At 53.0% G+C, this 15,350-nt stretch carries 18 protein-coding genes; all 18 read right to left on the bottom strand.

Annotation, left to right across the window (positions count from 1 at the left end; genetic code table 11):
- Nucleotides 1-9: 9 nt before the first annotated feature.
- The 18 genes from OGX67_RS03895 to OGX67_RS03810 all read right to left on the bottom strand — a co-directional run bounded on the left by OGX67_RS03895 (nt 10) and on the right by OGX67_RS03810 (nt 15,348).
- Nucleotides 10-363 (bottom strand): DUF2620 domain-containing protein, encoded by a 354-nt coding sequence (locus OGX67_RS03895; RefSeq protein WP_003023576.1) that lies wholly within the window; start codon nt 361-363, stop codon nt 10-12.
- 10 nt (nt 364-373) lie between these two features.
- Complete coding sequence (locus tag OGX67_RS03890; RefSeq protein ID WP_032937263.1) at nt 374-1,252, bottom strand: phosphotriesterase-related protein; 879 nt, start codon at nt 1,250-1,252, stop codon at nt 374-376.
- Nucleotides 1,249-2,475 carry a phosphopentomutase gene (locus OGX67_RS03885; RefSeq protein WP_054528851.1) on the bottom strand — a complete coding sequence of 409 codons (1,227 nt, stop codon included), beginning with the start codon at nt 2,473-2,475 and terminating at the stop codon, nt 1,249-1,251. The genes OGX67_RS03890 and OGX67_RS03885 overlap by 4 nt, the downstream gene beginning before the upstream one ends.
- Nucleotides 2,475-3,638 carry a YhfX family PLP-dependent enzyme gene (locus tag OGX67_RS03880; RefSeq protein WP_003023571.1) on the bottom strand — a complete coding sequence of 388 codons (1,164 nt, stop codon included), beginning with the start codon at nt 3,636-3,638 and terminating at the stop codon, nt 2,475-2,477. Before OGX67_RS03880 ends, OGX67_RS03885 begins: the two co-directional genes overlap by 1 nt.
- 83 nt (nt 3,639-3,721) lie before the next feature.
- Complete coding sequence (locus OGX67_RS03875; protein WP_003023568.1) at nt 3,722-4,084, bottom strand: hypothetical protein; 363 nt, start codon at nt 4,082-4,084, stop codon at nt 3,722-3,724.
- A gap of 15 nt (nt 4,085-4,099) precedes the next feature.
- Nucleotides 4,100-5,005 carry a GntR family transcriptional regulator YhfZ gene (yhfZ, locus tag OGX67_RS03870; protein ID WP_044701428.1) on the bottom strand — a complete coding sequence of 302 codons (906 nt, stop codon included), beginning with the start codon at nt 5,003-5,005 and terminating at the stop codon, nt 4,100-4,102.
- Nucleotides 5,006-5,170: 165 nt separating this feature from the next.
- Nucleotides 5,171-6,175, bottom strand: a complete 1,005-nt coding sequence (trpS, locus tag OGX67_RS03865) for a tryptophan--tRNA ligase (protein WP_003023564.1) — start codon at nt 6,173-6,175, stop codon at nt 5,171-5,173.
- On the bottom strand, nt 6,168-6,926 hold the full coding sequence (gene gph, locus OGX67_RS03860; RefSeq protein ID WP_003837920.1) for a phosphoglycolate phosphatase: 759 nt from the start codon (nt 6,924-6,926) through the stop codon (nt 6,168-6,170). The genes trpS and gph overlap by 8 nt, the downstream gene beginning before the upstream one ends.
- Complete coding sequence (gene rpe / locus OGX67_RS03855; protein WP_003023561.1) at nt 6,919-7,596, bottom strand: ribulose-phosphate 3-epimerase; 678 nt, start codon at nt 7,594-7,596, stop codon at nt 6,919-6,921. Before rpe ends, gph begins: the two co-directional genes overlap by 8 nt.
- Nucleotides 7,597-7,613: 17 nt before the next feature.
- Nucleotides 7,614-8,450 carry an adenine-specific DNA-methyltransferase gene (gene dam / locus OGX67_RS03850; RefSeq protein ID WP_003023558.1) on the bottom strand — a complete coding sequence of 279 codons (837 nt, stop codon included), beginning with the start codon at nt 8,448-8,450 and terminating at the stop codon, nt 7,614-7,616.
- A gap of 117 nt (nt 8,451-8,567) precedes the next feature.
- Nucleotides 8,568-9,869, bottom strand: a complete 1,302-nt coding sequence (gene damX / locus OGX67_RS03845; RefSeq protein ID WP_071697072.1) for a cell division protein DamX — start codon at nt 9,867-9,869, stop codon at nt 8,568-8,570.
- A gap of 96 nt (nt 9,870-9,965) precedes the next feature.
- Nucleotides 9,966-11,054 carry a 3-dehydroquinate synthase gene (aroB, locus tag OGX67_RS03840; RefSeq protein WP_003837915.1) on the bottom strand — a complete coding sequence of 363 codons (1,089 nt, stop codon included), beginning with the start codon at nt 11,052-11,054 and terminating at the stop codon, nt 9,966-9,968.
- A gap of 57 nt (nt 11,055-11,111) precedes the next feature.
- Nucleotides 11,112-11,633: a shikimate kinase AroK gene (gene aroK, locus OGX67_RS03835; protein WP_003023552.1), complete on the bottom strand. Its 522-nt coding sequence runs from the start codon at nt 11,631-11,633 to the stop codon at nt 11,112-11,114.
- A 404-nt stretch (nt 11,634-12,037) separates the two neighbouring features.
- On the bottom strand, nt 12,038-13,285 hold the full coding sequence (gene hofQ / locus OGX67_RS03830; protein ID WP_286525938.1) for a DNA uptake porin HofQ: 1,248 nt from the start codon (nt 13,283-13,285) through the stop codon (nt 12,038-12,040).
- On the bottom strand, nt 13,188-13,601 hold the full coding sequence (locus tag OGX67_RS03825) for a HofP DNA utilization family protein (RefSeq protein ID WP_003837912.1): 414 nt from the start codon (nt 13,599-13,601) through the stop codon (nt 13,188-13,190). Before OGX67_RS03825 ends, hofQ begins: the two co-directional genes overlap by 98 nt.
- On the bottom strand, nt 13,591-14,046 hold the full coding sequence (locus OGX67_RS03820) for a HofO family protein (protein WP_032932729.1): 456 nt from the start codon (nt 14,044-14,046) through the stop codon (nt 13,591-13,593). The genes OGX67_RS03825 and OGX67_RS03820 overlap by 11 nt, the downstream gene beginning before the upstream one ends.
- On the bottom strand, nt 14,030-14,569 hold the full coding sequence (locus OGX67_RS03815) for a PilN domain-containing protein (RefSeq protein WP_204583218.1): 540 nt from the start codon (nt 14,567-14,569) through the stop codon (nt 14,030-14,032). Before OGX67_RS03815 ends, OGX67_RS03820 begins: the two co-directional genes overlap by 17 nt.
- The gene (locus OGX67_RS03810; protein WP_003023541.1) at nt 14,569-15,348 is read right to left on the bottom strand and encodes a type IV pilus biogenesis protein PilM; all 780 of its coding nucleotides are present in this window, start codon (nt 15,346-15,348) and stop codon (nt 14,569-14,571) included. The genes OGX67_RS03815 and OGX67_RS03810 overlap by 1 nt, the downstream gene beginning before the upstream one ends.
- Between the last annotated feature and the right edge of the window lie 2 nt (nt 15,349-15,350).

Here is a 15,350-nt window from a genome sequence, read left to right as displayed (position 1 = left end):
TCATGCCTTTTATTTCAGGTGGTTAACCAGCATCGGAATCGCATGTTCAACATGTTCGACGGAGAGACCAAATGCCACTTTCCCTTCCGCAACCATTTTTGCGATATGTTCGTCTTTCGCCTTAATACCCGGCTTGGCGATAGTGCAACTCTTGTTGTAGCCAATCACCGCGATGGCAATCGACAGTGCTGCACCCGCACCGGTGTTACAAGCGCCGATGTAGTAATCCAGTTGTCCGGATTTCACCTTCATCGCCGCTTCCATATCGTTATGAATGGAGACTTCAAAGCAGCCCGGTGCTGCGGTTTCGATGGTTTTTTTAATCTGCTCACGCTGTAAGCCAGCAACGCCAATCTTTTTCATGATTCTGTCCTTATTGGAAAAATTTTGAGGGGTTATCACGTAACATCATGTCCACATCGGCCTGACTGAATCCTGACTGGCGCAGCTGTGGGATAAAGGTGGTTAACAGATAGTCGTAGCCATTGCCGCCATTGGCTTTTAAATGCGAGCGGCGGGTAATGTCCATAGAGAGCATGACGTGGCTAAGCAGTCCGCGATCGCGTATCGCGTGCAGCATGGCGATGCGTTTCTCGTCCGGGTAATAGTTGTTTTTTCCGATGGTATCGAATTGCACATACGCGCCGAGCTCGATCATGCGTAAGATATTGTCGAGATTATCTTTCAGGTCGCAGTGACCAACGGTTACGCGGGAAAGGTCGACGCCGTGCGCCTGTAGCAACACCAGCTGTTCCACTCCCATCGTGCTAAAAGAGGTATGGGTTGAGATGGGGCGTCCGGTTTCGATGTGTGCCCGTGCCGCGGCGATAAACACCTTCTCTTCAAGCGGCGTAATCACGCCTTCACTAGAGCCAATTTCCGCGATAATTCCGGCCTTCAATTCAGTGCCATCAATACCGATGACTATCTCATCGACCATCTCCTGCGCGAGCTGTTCCACGCTGTGCGCCGCAACATGTTCAGGGAAGAACGCATCCTGGTAATAGCCTGTGCAGGCCACGACGTTGATTCCGGTATCGCGCATCAGGTCGAGCATGAATTGCGGATTACGTCCCATATAGCGGTTGGTCATCTCAATAATGTTGCTGACGCCTGACGCCCGGAGATCCTTCATTTCCTGACAAATGAGATCGTACTGATCTAACCGGCAGTCGAGGTTATTCTTAAATCCGGAGAGATCGATATGCAGATGTTCGTGGACCCAGGTGTAGCCCGTCGGATCAAAGTTCATAAGGTGTCTCCTGTAAGGCGCAATGCCGAGAGAAAAGAACAGCCGTTTTGTGGCGCCGCCGCGCCGAAAAATTCACACACCGTAGCGCCAACATCGGATAACGTCGCCCGGATGCCTAATTGCGCAGGCTCAAGCCCCTGTTGATACACCAATACCGGCACAACTTCCCGGGTATGGTGGCTGTGCCCTATGGTCGGATCGTTGCCGTGATCGGCCATGACCACCAGACAGTCATTTGGCTCCATAGCGGTCAGAAGGCGTGAAAGATTAAGATCAACAAGCTGCAGCCGTTCGGCATAACGTGCGACGTCTTCAGCGTGTCCGGCGAGATCGGTTTCCTGAATGTTGGTACAGATAAATACCGTCGATTCCGCGTTAAATTCGTTAAGCGTGATATCCATAATCTGCTGGCTATCTACCAGGTTTTGCCAGCTGCGCCCGTGCGGATTGCCAACGATGTCCGCCACTTTACCGACCAGCACGGTAGGGATTCCGGCGTCATGCAGTTTTTGCGGTACCTGTACCTGCTCATCTACGCCAAAGCCCATATGCCTGACCTGAAAACCGCTTTCATACGCGCCGGAGCGTGGGGCATTAATGCCGACAAAGCGCCCTTCCATCGTTTCGGCGGCATCCAGAATGCGCTGGCTGTTCGCAAGCTGGCCGCCAAAGGTGATGACGCGCCCGACCTGAACCTGTTCACGCACTACGCGGCCAATCTTTAGCACCTCATCAAACGCAATAGCGGACAGGTTGGCAGTGACGTTGTAGACCTGACCTAAATCCGCTTCGAGGTTATCGCCCACTGCAACCGCATCGTTGATCCAAAGAAACGCCAGGTCGCCGCCGCGACGTTCCACCTGCCAGCCTGCGGCTTTTAGCGCTTGCTCAACGCGATCAATGACGTCGCTAAATGGCATCCGCAGCGGGGCCTGAGGCCGTGTACCTAAAATCTCCTGATGGCCCATAAAGGTATCTCCCCCTTCATGCTGCAGCTCCGCAACGCCCCAGACTGCCGATTCCGAAGGTTTCATCACGCCCGGCGCAAAGCCCAGAGCGTTAATCAGCCCCAACTTCTCAAGCGTTGGCAGCCGTAACTGCGGGAGTTCGCCCAGGATATGACCACAGGTATTCGCTCCGGCATCCTGCGGCCTGACCCGCGTGACGTCTTTCATTGCGCCAACGCCAAAACTGTCGATTACCAACACCACGAATCGGGCCATTAGTCCTCCAGAATATTGCCGAGACTGTCGTATCGCGCGACGATTTCAGCTACGCCGCGCTGAATGCCCGACACCAGCACCACGTCGCTACGCGTCACGAAGATCTGGGTGCGAAAACAGAAGATCACCGCGCTGCTCACCGGAAACTCACCGGCCACAGGCAGGTAGTAGTCAATGCTGCTGTCGTCCACGGGTTTTAGCTTCGCTGCGATCGGCGCGTCATTTTCTGGCGTAAAGACCAGCGCATTTTGCGCATGGCCGCGACGATAATAGCCCCCGCCGTAGCAATAACTGTCCCCGCGAAAATTGTGCGATATCTCGCTCAACCACAGCATCGCAATGCGTTCCGGCTGGTCGCCTTTTTGATTGGAAGGAATGGTGCCGGTCAACGCATGACCCGGCTCCGCATGGGTGACACCATATTCCGCCAGCAAAGGGAGTGACGAACAGCTACTGGCTGACGGCGCATTAAGCTGCTCAATGGCAATCCCGGCCTCAACCAACTGACGTCGGGCATTTACCAGCGTATGCAGATTAGGCGTCGGCATCGTCTGCGCGGAGTTTTCATCCCATAACAGGCATGGGAAATGGGTGAGGCCGCTCAGGCGGAGGCCCGGCAGTCTGCGGATTTCATTGACCACATCCGTCAGATACATCAGCGGAAATCCGCTTTCCTGTCCCGGGTAGAGAAAATCATCTTTGTCGTACACCTTCAGCATCACGTTCTGTTCACAACCGGCCTTCACCGCAGCAGCGGAAACTTCGCGCGCTTTCTCCAGTGAGAACAATGTGATGACTTCAGTACCTTGCGCTACAGCTTCATTGACCAGCCGCGACGGGATCTGCACCAGATGTCCCTGATGCGCAACCGGCAACCCGGCACGGCGCATGACGCGACTCTCCTTGTAATCGACAACCACGATGCCTTCATAGCCAAGCTGCAACAGTTTCTCCGCCAGCCACGGGTTACGTCCAACCTGTTTGGTCATCAGATACAGCGAGATACCATGTTGCCCCGCGACATCCAGCAGACGTTTGCCATTCTCAATGACCTGGTCAACATCAATGACCCAACTATCAGGGGCGATCTTTCCCTGCTGCCATAACGCGATAGCGGCGGAGATTAGCGCAGGGTTCTGGCGTTTCAATGCGTCTATAAACATTTCTCTGCCTCGTTTCTAATCCTTCAGTTAAATATTCATTTTTTTGAATATTTAAGATGCAATAAGCTCATTTCCCAGTGATTTCAGACACCTTCGTTCGCCGCCATCCACAATCCATACAAGTTCGCCAACATATAGCCTTCTTCATTCGCGTGCAGCGCCACCGTAAACTCTTTCATCAGCGCCTGATGTACCAGCAAAATAGTTGGCCAGAGATGAGATTGCGCCAACTCCTCCAGCAACTCACCATCCAGCGCTTCAATCACTTCGCCCTGGCGACTGCGCATTAACGCACTCGCCATATGGGTCATCGCCATGGTTCCTTGCTCGCTGTGAATCGGCAAGCGCCACTCTTCATCCAACCGCCTGACCACTTGCAGCATGCCGCTACAAATATCCTTGTCGATAACGCCTGCTTCACACAGCAGGTTAAGCCTGTTTTCCATGTCGTTTGCCTTCACTTAATAACTGGGTTCCTGTTCACCGTTCGCCACACGTTGTTGGTGGGCAAGCAGCGCCTCTTTGTTAACAACGGCGCGCAGTAGCTGCTGCATCGCATAATCCTCTGCGCGGGTAAGTACCACGGCCTCCGTGGCCTGCAGAAATCGCGGATCGTTGGTGAGCGGCGTGGCTTCTAACCCCAGTACCGCCAGCTCGGCCTCGGCAACCACGTTCCAGATAACCGCATCCACATCCCCTTTCGCGATGCGCTGCAAGCTTTCGTGATAAGGCATATCGATCAATTCAACGTCACGGTTGCCAAAACAGGCCTCGGTCATGATTTTCTGATCCGCCGAACGGTTATCGAGTCCGACACGTTTTACATCTGCAGATTCGCCCTTGCGACAAATTAGCTGATGCTCGCCAACGTAGGTATGCGGTCCCAGCGCCAACGTGATGCGCAGCCCGTCCTGAGCAAGGTAACTTTCCGCCGCCAGACGAGAAACCACCGCCATGTCGTAGACGCCGTTTAGCAGGCATTCCACGCGAATATCAGCCCCACGCATGTGTGCATAATAAAACGGGATCCCATCGAACTGCGCTTTCAGCCCACTCGCCAGTCCTTCATATAAACGGGTGTAAGGCAGCGGCATCGCACAGACCACGTTATTAATATCCACATGCTTTAGCAGCGTACGGTTATCCATATCCACCAAATAGCTACCGTTACGCCCACGACGCTCAATACGGATTGCCCCAGAGGATTCCAGCGTTTTCAACGCAGCCTGAGTTAACCCTACCGATGAGTGACACTCGGCTGCCAGTTCATCAATAGTTTTCAATCTGTTACCGCACTTCTCACCGAGCAGGTAACGAGCCAGGGTTGTCAGCACAACCCCCTCTTTCTTGATAAATGTCCGACGCATTTTATATTTTCAGTAAATTGAATATTTATATCTTCATTAAAATGAAGATATAACGCAATGAGGAAATATGCAAACGGCGAGGCGCTTCACATTTTTTGAGGTTCACAAACCAACAGGCGAAAAAAAACCGGGCGTAACCCGGTTTCTTCAACAACACAGAGCGCATTACGGCTTGGCGACAAAACCAATCGCTTCGTAAACGGCTTTAAGCGTAACAGAAGCACGTGCGCTGGCTTTTTCCGCACCGTCTTTCATCACTTTCTGCAGGAAAGCTTCATCGTTACGGAAACGGTGATAACGCTCCTGAAGCTCGGTCAGCATACCGGAAACGGCCTCTGCGACTTCACCTTTCAGATGACCATACATTTTGCCTTCGAAGTGCTGTTCCAGCTCCGGAATGCTCTGGCCGGTGACCGCAGAGAGGATATCCAGCAGGTTGGAAACGCCCGCTTTGTTCTGCACGTCGTAGCGTACAACAGGCGGCTCTTCAGAGTCGGTCATCGCGCGTTTGATTTTCTTAACCACAGATTTAGGATCTTCCAGCAGGCCGATCACGTTGTTGCGGTTGTCATCCGACTTGGACATTTTCTTCGTCGGCTCCAGCAGCGACATCACGCGCGCGCCGGATTTAGGAATGAACGGCTCAGGCACTTTGAAGATCTCGCCATACAGGGCGTTGAAGCGCTGGGCGATATCGCGGCTCAGTTCCAGATGCTGTTTCTGATCTTCGCCAACCGGTACCTGGTTGGTCTGATACAGCAGAATGTCTGCCGCCATCAGTACCGGATAATCAAACAGGCCGGCGTTGATGTTCTCCGCATAGCGTGCGGATTTATCTTTGAACTGGGTCATACGGCTCAGCTCGCCGAAGTAGGTGTAGCAGTTCAGCGCCCAACCTAACTGTGCATGCTCCGGTACGTGAGACTGCACGAAAATTGTACTTTTTTCAGGATCGATACCGCATGCCAGGTACAGCGCCAGCGTATCGAGCGTTGCTTTACGCAACTGCTGAGCATCCTGACGAACGGTGATGGCATGTTGGTCAACGATGCAGTAGATGCAATGGTAGTCATCCTGCATGCTCACCCACTGACGCAGCGCACCCATATAGTTGCCAATGGTCAATTCACCTGAGGGCTGTGCGCCACTAAAAACGATGGGCTTAGTCATTTTTTGATTCCTGATTTTCGCTATGCGGAAGCCCGAGAGCGGGCAGTAGTTCATTAATACGGTCGTAAATAACGTCGGGCTGGCTCAGCGCGATCGACTCACCGTAGTTGTAGCCATAGGTCAGGCCAACGGACGGACAGCCAGCAGCTTTTGCCGCCTGAATATCATTGCGTGAATCCCCTACGAAGAGCATTTGCTCAGGCTTGATGCCAAGCTTGCTTGCCACCAGCAGCAGCGGATCCGGATGCGGTTTTTTATTCTGCACGTCGTCACCACCGATGACCACGCTAAAGTATTTGGCGATATCTAATGCTTCGAGTAATGGCGCGACAAACGGGGTCGGTTTGTTGGTCACCAGACCCAGCGGCAATCCTTTCGCATGCAGCGCGCCCAGCGTGTCGGCAACATCAGGGAACAGGAATGTCCCCTCTTCTGCGACATCACCGTAGTATCTGTCGAACAGCTTACGCAAAATACGTACCTGTTCCTCAGCGGGAATATCATCATCAACGGGCGGTTTACCCATCGTTTTACGTAATGTCGCGCGCTCCTGACGAGACCACGCCAGCGCGCGCTCCATCAGTACGTCTGCACCGTTGCCAATCCAGGTGATAACGCGTTCTTCTCCGGCAACCGGCAATTCCAGCGCATACAGCGCCATATCCACCGCTGCGGCTAATCCCGGCGCGCTGTCGACCAGCGTGCCGTCGAGGTCAAATGCAGCGCCCCGAATATCCTGAAACTTATCCATGACTTACCTTCGCCAGTTCATTGCGCATTTCATCAATGACTTTTTTGTAGTCTGGTTGGTCGAAAATAGCGGAGCCTGCGACAAACATATCTGCGCCTGCCGCGGCAATTTCGCCAATGTTGTTCACCTTGACACCGCCGTCCACTTCGAGGCGGATATCGTAGCCAGATTCATCAATGCGACGACGCACTTCGCGCAGTTTATCCAGCGTTTGTGGGATGAAGGACTGCCCGCCAAAGCCTGGGTTAACGGACATCAGCAGGATCACATCGAGCTTATCCATGACGTAGTCCAGATAGCTCAGTGGCGTTGCCGGGTTGAACACCAGGCCCGCTTTACAGCCATGCTCTTTGATCAGCTGTAAAGTGCGATCAACATGCTCGGAGGCTTCCGGGTGAAAAGTAATGATGCTGGCACCGGCGGCGGCGAAGTCCGGGACAATACGATCGACCGGTTTCACCATCAGGTGAACATCAATCGGGGCAGTGATGCCATATTTACGCAGCGATTTCAGTACCATCGGTCCGATGGTCAAGTTCGGTACGTAGTGATTGTCCATGACGTCGAAGTGCACGACGTCGGCACCGGCAGTCAGCGCTCTCGCAGTGTCCTCACCCAGGCGGGCAAAATCAGCCGACAGAATTGAGGGGGCGATCAAATACTGTTTCATCCGCTTCTCCTTGAGATTTATTTCTTCGCAGGCGTTACAACTCCTGGTTTATACAGTGCCAGCAGTTCGTTCACCTTTTTACGCGTGCCGCCATTGCTGCTTATGCTGCGCCGCACTTTGACCTGAAAATGTTTCGCCGCTCGGTACCATTCACGGGTATCGGGCGTATCGTGGTTCGAAATTAACACTGGGATCTGCTTACTGACCAGCTTTTCTGCCATCTCGGCCAAATGCGCCTGCTCTTTCGGGCTAAAGCTGTTGGTGTGATACGCAGTGAAATTTGCCGTCGCCGAAAGTGGTGCATAAGGCGGGTCACAATAGACCACAGAGTTGCTATCCGCACGATCCATGCACTCTTCATAGGAGAGGCAATGGAACTCCGCATTCTGCGCTTTCTCAGCAAAATGGTACAACTCGGCTTCCGGGAAGTAAGGTTTTTTATAACGCCCAAACGGGACGTTAAACTCGCCGCGCAGGTTATAACGGCACAATCCGTTGTAACCAAAGCGGTTCAGATACAAGAACAGCACTGCTCTGCGGAACGGATCCTGGCTGGCATTAAATTCTTCTCTGAACCGATAGTACACCTCAGCCTGATTGGTTTCAGGCATAAACAGCTCACGAGAAGCCTGCACATACTCATCGGTACGCGTCTTCACGATGTTGTAGAGACTGATAAGGTCGCTGTTGATATCGGCAAGAATATAACGAGAAAAGTCGGTGTTGAGAAACACCGACCCGGCACCCACGAAAGGTTCAATCAGGCACTCACCCTGAGGTAAATGCCGTTTAATATCATCAAGCAGGGGGTATTTCCCCCCTGCCCATTTTAAAAAAGCGCGATTTTTTTTCATGCTGACTAACTAATTACACCTTCTCCGGCTGTGGAGAAAGCTCCGACAGCATCCTGCGCTTTAGTCTTTGTCCCGCAATTGGGCGAAACAGCAAACCATTGCAGAACATATCCTATCTTACTTCAAATCGGCCTGAACCTGGTGCAGCGGTTTTGCCCACGGGTTTTTCGCCTGAATATCAGCGGGTAACGTAGACACTGCACGTTTCGCATCTTCTTTAGACGCATACACGCCTGTTACCAGAACATACCACGGTTGACCGTTACGCGTTGTCTGGTACACCACATAGTTCTTCAGGTTTTCTTTCTTCGCCCAACCGTTCAGGTTGTCGTAGTTAGAAGAACTGCTGAGCTGCAGCGTGTAATGGCTGGACGGCGCAGATTTTAACGCTCCAACGTTACCTGCACTTTTCGCTCCGCCAGCAACAGGTGTTGTCGTTGTTGCTGTCGCCGTTGGCGCAGGCGTTGCGGTCTGTGCTGGCGCCGTCGTGGTTGCTTTCGGCTCAACGGTCGCTTTCGGCGTAGCGGTTACCACAGGTGCTTTGGTTGTGGTAGTCGGCGCAGTTGCGGTTGGTTTTGCCTGGGCAACAGGTTTCGGCTCCGTCGGCGTCGCTTTCACCGTAGTTTGCGATTTGCTCTTCGGCTCAATTACGGCCTGTTTACGTTCCTGATGCGTAGACGCAGGACGTTCAGTCGTTTCCGTTTTCGCAGTCTGGCGCGCAGCATTACCATTACGCATCGGCGCAACGGTCGCAGGTTCGGTCGGCAGCGTAGAGTTAACCACAGCGTTGTTAACTTGCTCCTGCCCTTGCGGTTGTGTCAGAGCGTTGTTCAAATCGCCCTGCACTTCAACACGCTGCTGCCCTTCAGTTGCCGCAGGTGTCTGACCTTGAGTCGGGGTAGAGGAAATCGGTGGCAGGGAAACATCCTGCTGGGTATTGCCAGCAGTCTGCTCTGCGCCCGTTGCAGGTGTCGTTGCACTCGCCTGATCCGTTGCATTGCTGCCAGAGAGATCGATGCTCTTCTCACCAGATGCTGCCTGCTCATTGGAAGAAGATGAGGGGGCTTTCAGCGCAGAACCAATGCCGATAATCAGCAGCAGCAGTACCAGAACACCCACGCCCATCATCATATACTGGCGGGAGGCAGGCTTGCTGGCGGCTTTCTTACGCTTGCGCGGACGACGTTCTACACGCTCTTCATCCACGGTATCGTCATCAGATTCATACTCTTCTTCAATGTCCTGCTCTTCATCACGCTCTTTGCGTGCGCGCGCAGGACGGCGATCGTCAGCATCCAGATCAACATCATCAAAATTGATTTGCGGCTCATTATCGCGTTCAGACGATTGACGAGAACGACCAGTACGACGATCGCTGGGATCGGGTTTCAGCTCGTCTTCTGGTTTGAATTCATCCATTTAACACCCCACTCAAAGGTTAATGCTTACGACTTTGCACATAACCTGAAGCTAAAAGACCTACGTTTCGCAACGTAAGCCTGACCTTTCTTGTTGTTACGCCTGCTGGCAATCAGCAATAGCGTTAAGAACCACCTCGTGCGACACTCCGCCGCGCACTTCACTCTTCCCTATCGCTCGCGGAAGCACCAAACGAATCTCTCCCGCTAACACTTTTTTATCTCGCAGCATGTGCGGCAGATAAGCCTCAGTGGACATTTCACGCGGCCCATTCACCGGTAAGCCTGCTCGCTGTAACAGCGTAATGATGCGCTGCGTATCAGCGGAGGTGAACTGACCCAAACGTTCAGACGTACGGGCAGCCATTACCATACCAGCGGCCACCGCTTCACCATGTAACCAATTGCCATAACCCATTTCAGCTTCGATCGCATGGCCAAACGTGTGCCCCAGATTCAGTAAAGCACGTAAGCCCATTTCGCGCTCGTCTGCTGCGACAACTTCTGCTTTCAGCTCACAACAACGACGAATACAGTACGCCATCGCCGGACCGTCCAGACGCAACAACGCATCCAGATTGTCTTCCAACCAGCTGAAAAATTCACCGTCAAGAATGATGCCGTATTTGATCACTTCCGCCAGCCCCGATGCCAGCTCACGCGCAGGAAGCGTTTTCAGACAATCGAGATCCACCACCACGGAGGCCGGTTGGTAAAACGCGCCAATCATGTTTTTACCGAGGGGATGGTTTACGGCGGTTTTGCCGCCAACGGAGGAGTCGACCTGCGACAACAGGGTTGTCGGAACTTGAATAAAACGAACACCACGTTGATAGCTGGCTGCCGCAAAACCGGTCAGATCGCCAATCACGCCGCCGCCAAGGGCAACTAACGTGGTATCACGACCGTGCGGTTTTTGCAGTAACGCGGTGAAAACCGTATCCAGAACCGTCAGGCTTTTATGCTGCTCGCCATCGGGAAGGATAACGCTATCAACGTTAACACCCGCCTGTTCAAGTACGCCGCGAACCTTATCGAGATAAAGGGGGGCCAGGGTTTCGTTGGTCACCAACATAACCTGATCGCCCGATTTCAGCGGTAAGAATGAAGCTGGTTCATTGAACAAACCAGCCGCGATGGTGATAGGGTAACTACGTTCCCCGAGAGTGACTGTGATCCTCTCCATTACGCGACATCCACCTTAGTTACTTGTACCCGCAGACGAGTGTGTATTCAGCCAGAATTAGTTGCTTTCCAACATATGAATAATCTGGTTTGCTACGACTTTTGCGCTCTGATCGTCGGTGCGAATGGTCACGTCAGCAATCTCTTCGTACAGAGGATTGCGTTCGTCAGCCAACGCTTCCAGAACTTCACGAGGCGGTGATTCTACCTGCAGCAGCGGGCGTTTCTTGTCACGTTGAGTACGCGCAAGTTGTTTTTCAATTGTCGTTTCAAGATAGACCACGACGCCACGCGCGGAAAGACGGTTACGTGTTTCACGTGATTTTACAGAGCCACCGCCAGTTGCCAGCACAATACCCTGTTTTTCCGTCAACTCGTTGATGACTTTTTCTTCGCGATCACGGAAGCCGTCTTCACCTTCTACATCGAAGACCCAGCCCACATCAGCTCCGGTTCGTTTCTCAATCTCTTGATCAGAATCGTAAAATTCCATATTGAGTTGTTGAGCTAACTGGCGCCCAATAGTGCTTTTTCCGGCACCCATAGGCCCAACCAGAAAGATATTGCGTTTCTCTGCCATTTTTTCGGTACTACTAAGACTATTCGTTAATGGTAAACCCGCTTCGCAGACACCCAGCGCAGCAGGACATGAACTGAAACCTCATAAGATATTGCGAGAGTCAGACTGAAAATTATCTCAATACTCAAGCGGGTTTGGCAACTGAATAAATCACCAAACCTAACGCATTTCTGGTCGTGGCAGGCATGCTACCCTGCAAACATCAGACCTGGCGACGTATCGCGCAGCCAAATGACACCCAATAAGCCTATGGCACACCACCGGAAAGGCAAAGCGTATTCACTGCCGCATAAGTAAAGAAAAGTACCGACGCTCAAATCGGTACTCCTTGTATGCTAAATACACCCTCACGTCAAATCCCTGAAACGTGTTCAGTGCAAAAACAACGGCTTTTCATGCATAAGTTATTCCGTTGAAACCAGCCTGGGCGTAATAAAGACCACTAACTCGCGCCGTTCATCTTCTTTACCATCATGGCGAAAAAGAGAGCCAAGCCAAGGAATGTCGCCTAATAGCGGCACGCTGTCGGCTGCGGATTTATTCTTATGTGAAAAAATCCCGCCAAGCGCAATCGTCTCGCCGCTTCTTACCTCGACCTGCGTTTCAATCTCTTGCTTGTCGATAGCCAGCACTTCGCCATCTGCCTGTTGTAGAACCTGTCCCGGAACATTCTGGCTGATATGCAGTTTCAGCCTGATTCTCCCTTTCTGCAACACCGTTGGCGTCACCTCCATCCCCAGTACCGCTTCCTTGAACTCGACGGATGTCGCACCGCTTTCACCGCTGGAGACCTGATAAGGGATCTCACTGCCCTGCTTAATACTGGCAGGTTGCAGGTGAGATGCCAGTAATCGTGGACTGGCAATGATATCCAGTTGCTGTTTTTGCTCCAGCGCAGACAACTCCAGTTCCAGTAAACGACCGTTAATACGGCCAATGTTAAATCCCACACGGGATGTGGCGGTGGCTACAGAGAGATCGCTGGCAAGCGTTGTGACATTCCCAACCGCCCCCGGTTGTTGTGCGTCAGCCAGTGACCACTTCACCCCCAGCTCACGCAAACTTTTTTCATTAATGGTGACGATATGCGCCGCCAGTTCAACCTGGGCAACTGGCAAATCCATTTGCGCTACCCACGTTTCCAGGGTGTCGAGAACAACACGATTGTCACGCAGCAGTATGCGATTGGTTCGTTTATCCACCGTCATGCTTCCTTTAGCACTGAGCAGCTTTTCTCCGGCTTTTACCAGCTCGGTGGCATCAGCATAGTGCAAAATGATGCTGCGATGTTCCAGCGGAAGACTAGCCTGAATCCGCGCCTGCTCGTTTTCCTGACGAGCCGCATTTTCACTCTGCCATTGAACAGAATGCACATGCAGGACGTTGCCTTCCTGACGTAATACCAGCCCGGCACTTTTTACCACCGTCTGCAATGCCTGCTTCCAGGGGACATCCGTCAAATGCAGCGACAGCACACCGCTGACATCCGGCGAAACCACCAGTTTTTTTTGTTCCTGTTCAGCCAGCGCCTGCAATACCTGCGTAACCGGCACATCATCGACCACCAGCGTCACGTTTTGCGGTTTCGTCGCCAGCGCGCTCGTTATCCCGACCGCCAGTGCCATTACTATCAACGCTATCCATCGCTTCATTTACCGCTCCTTGTCGCTGCCACTGCCACCGCGGCGGTTCGCAGTTTTTTTCTGTGTCGAGAGTTATGTTCTGGGCCGTTATCTGCATAATCGTCCAACCGTTTTTCAGGACGTCATTTCGCTTAACCCGCCGCCATTTTTTCTGGCTATCCTGAACGATGCCGATGGGTCGTGTGCCCTGACTCACCATGCCCTGAAAACGCCATGTCGACAGCTCAGCAATTTGACAACGGTCCTCCGGCGGCAGGAAGGGATTACGCATACCGGTGAGCATCAGTACGCTTATACATGCCAACAACCAGCGTTCAACCATCATTCAGGCGCTCCAGCTGTAGCGTTAGCAGCAGCTCTGTGCCTTCTGCGCTAAGCGAAAATCGGCTGACGTTCATCCCCTGATCCGCCAACTGGACAAACGTCAGCGGGATAGCATCCCAGGCCGATATCAGCGCCATCTCTCCCCCCTGAACTGAGGGTTGCCAGTGGATAAGACGGGTAAGTGAATTCTGAAACAGCAGCGGGGAGAACAAGGTCAGTTTCTCTTCAGACTCTGCTGGTGATGCCGCCAGCAGATATACATCTCGCCATTGCATCTGAATAGCCGCACGTTGCTGGACCAGCGACTCGCGTTGCATAGTCCGCTCCCGCGCTACGGGGTAAAGACATAGCGTCACCAGTATGAGTAACCCCAACATCCAGCCGCACCAGCATATGAGTCGAAAGCGTGGCGACTGCGCTAACCAGACATCACAGAGCGTTATCATGCGCGTCGCTCCGTGTCAGTCGAAAGTGGAATTGCCAGCGTCCCTGCGCATCCTGCTGCGTTTCTCCAGGGCTGTTCAACATAAACAACGGCAACTGGCGTAATTGCGCTTCCAATACCTTCAATGCGGCAAAGTTCAGCGTGTTTCCCGTCAGTTCCAGCGTGTCCTGCTGCCAGGTCATTTTTGTTAACCACGCCTGCTCCGGCAGTAATTCCGCCAGCCCTTGCAAAGCCCGTTGCCAGCTTCGGGTCTGCTCACGCTGTTTGTTCCGCGCCTGAACCTGCTGCCATCGTTGCTGGCGCTGTTGCACACGCGGCTTCAGCGCCATGAGGGCCTCGGCCCGCATTTTTTCGGCGTCTGCCAGCAACAATTCAGCCCGATTTTCTACACTCAAAACGCTGTAATAGCGCAACAACACGCCAATACTAAGCAAGAGTGAAGCGCTAAATAAGATGCCCCAGAAGCGCAGGCAAGCGTAACGCCGAGCCTGACGCCAGGGCAGAAGATTAATGGTCGCAATCATCAGTACACGCCCCCCATAGCGAGTCCCAGCGCAATGGCGAAGTGATGGCTTTGCGTTGGAATGGGCGGCTGGCGTACAGACACGGCGCTTAAAGGATCGAAGCCGCCGGGGGAGCATTGCGCAATGGCTGTCGTGGGCAGAGATAATGTCGTGGCAAGCTCCTCGATACAGCTAATATCGCCCGTTGATTTACGTCCCCATGCTGAACGGGTCGCCCATAACCACTGGGCATCATCGCGCCATACCAGACACTGGTGATGCTCCGGCAGGAAGGGAATAAATCGCTGTAACGCGCTGGCGTCCGGGGTAATCGCCGTAACCTGCACCTTCAGGGTTTGGATAAGCGTCAGAAGCGCTGAAATCTCTTTGCTTTGCGCAGCAGTGACGTTAAACGCCGGGCTCAAAGTGTCTTCGCTATAATCAAAATGCAGTGCATCCGGAGCCATATCCAGTTCACGCGCCATCGAACCGGACAACCATGCGGTTTGCTCTGGCTCGCGTAACGTCATTGTCGGACGAGGAAACTTTTTTTGTAACGTCCTGTTGGCGGGAAAAGAGAGATGAATATAGTGTCGGCGAGGGAGCTCCCGGCTCCACGGCAGTAGCGCGGCGACCAGCTGTTCAGGCTCGCGAATGTGGCCATCGACGATAACCTGAGGCGTCAGCGGTATACGCCACCAGCGCTGCAGATACCAACCTGATGCTTCGCGAACGATAGCGACAGCCAGCACTTCATGTTGCTGAATATGCAGACCAATTTTCCAGATATTGAAAGCCATTG

This window comes from Citrobacter sp. Cf118 (assembly GCF_030334095.1).
GTDB lineage: Bacteria > Pseudomonadota > Gammaproteobacteria > Enterobacterales > Enterobacteriaceae > Citrobacter > Citrobacter freundii.
The sequence above is the reverse complement of the archived record's forward strand: the minus strand, read 5'-3'. Positions and strand labels throughout refer to the sequence as shown.

Excerpts from the sequence above, each read along its gene's own strand:
- OGX67_RS03895 (WP_003023576.1), bottom strand. The coding sequence starts at position 363 with ATGAAAAAGATTGGCGTTGCTGGCTTACAGCGTGAGCAGATTAAAAAA.
- OGX67_RS03890 (WP_032937263.1), bottom strand. The coding sequence starts at position 1,252 with ATGAACTTTGATCCGACGGGCTACACCTGGGTCCACGAACATCTGCAT.
- OGX67_RS03885 (WP_054528851.1), bottom strand. The coding sequence starts at position 2,475 with ATGGCCCGATTCGTGGTGTTGGTAATCGACAGTTTTGGCGTTGGCGCA.
- OGX67_RS03880 (WP_003023571.1), bottom strand. The coding sequence starts at position 3,638 with ATGTTTATAGACGCATTGAAACGCCAGAACCCTGCGCTAATCTCCGCC.
- OGX67_RS03875 (WP_003023568.1), bottom strand. The coding sequence starts at position 4,084 with ATGGAAAACAGGCTTAACCTGCTGTGTGAAGCAGGCGTTATCGACAAG.
- yhfZ (WP_044701428.1), bottom strand. The coding sequence starts at position 5,005 with ATGCGTCGGACATTTATCAAGAAAGAGGGGGTTGTGCTGACAACCCTG.
- trpS (WP_003023564.1), bottom strand. The coding sequence starts at position 6,175 with ATGACTAAGCCCATCGTTTTTAGTGGCGCACAGCCCTCAGGTGAATTG.
- gph (WP_003837920.1), bottom strand. The coding sequence starts at position 6,926 with ATGGATAAGTTTCAGGATATTCGGGGCGCTGCATTTGACCTCGACGGC.
- rpe (WP_003023561.1), bottom strand. The coding sequence starts at position 7,596 with ATGAAACAGTATTTGATCGCCCCCTCAATTCTGTCGGCTGATTTTGCC.
- dam (WP_003023558.1), bottom strand. The coding sequence starts at position 8,450 with ATGAAAAAAAATCGCGCTTTTTTAAAATGGGCAGGGGGGAAATACCCC.
- damX (WP_071697072.1), bottom strand. The coding sequence starts at position 9,869 with ATGGATGAATTCAAACCAGAAGACGAGCTGAAACCCGATCCCAGCGAT.
- aroB (WP_003837915.1), bottom strand. The coding sequence starts at position 11,054 with ATGGAGAGGATCACAGTCACTCTCGGGGAACGTAGTTACCCTATCACC.
- aroK (WP_003023552.1), bottom strand. The coding sequence starts at position 11,633 with ATGGCAGAGAAACGCAATATCTTTCTGGTTGGGCCTATGGGTGCCGGA.
- hofQ (WP_286525938.1), bottom strand. The coding sequence starts at position 13,285 with ATGAAGCGATGGATAGCGTTGATAGTAATGGCACTGGCGGTCGGGATA.
- OGX67_RS03825 (WP_003837912.1), bottom strand. The coding sequence starts at position 13,601 with ATGATGGTTGAACGCTGGTTGTTGGCATGTATAAGCGTACTGATGCTC.
- OGX67_RS03820 (WP_032932729.1), bottom strand. The coding sequence starts at position 14,046 with ATGATAACGCTCTGTGATGTCTGGTTAGCGCAGTCGCCACGCTTTCGA.
- OGX67_RS03815 (WP_204583218.1), bottom strand. The coding sequence starts at position 14,569 with ATGATTGCGACCATTAATCTTCTGCCCTGGCGTCAGGCTCGGCGTTAC.
- OGX67_RS03810 (WP_003023541.1), bottom strand. The coding sequence starts at position 15,348 with ATGGCTTTCAATATCTGGAAAATTGGTCTGCATATTCAGCAACATGAA.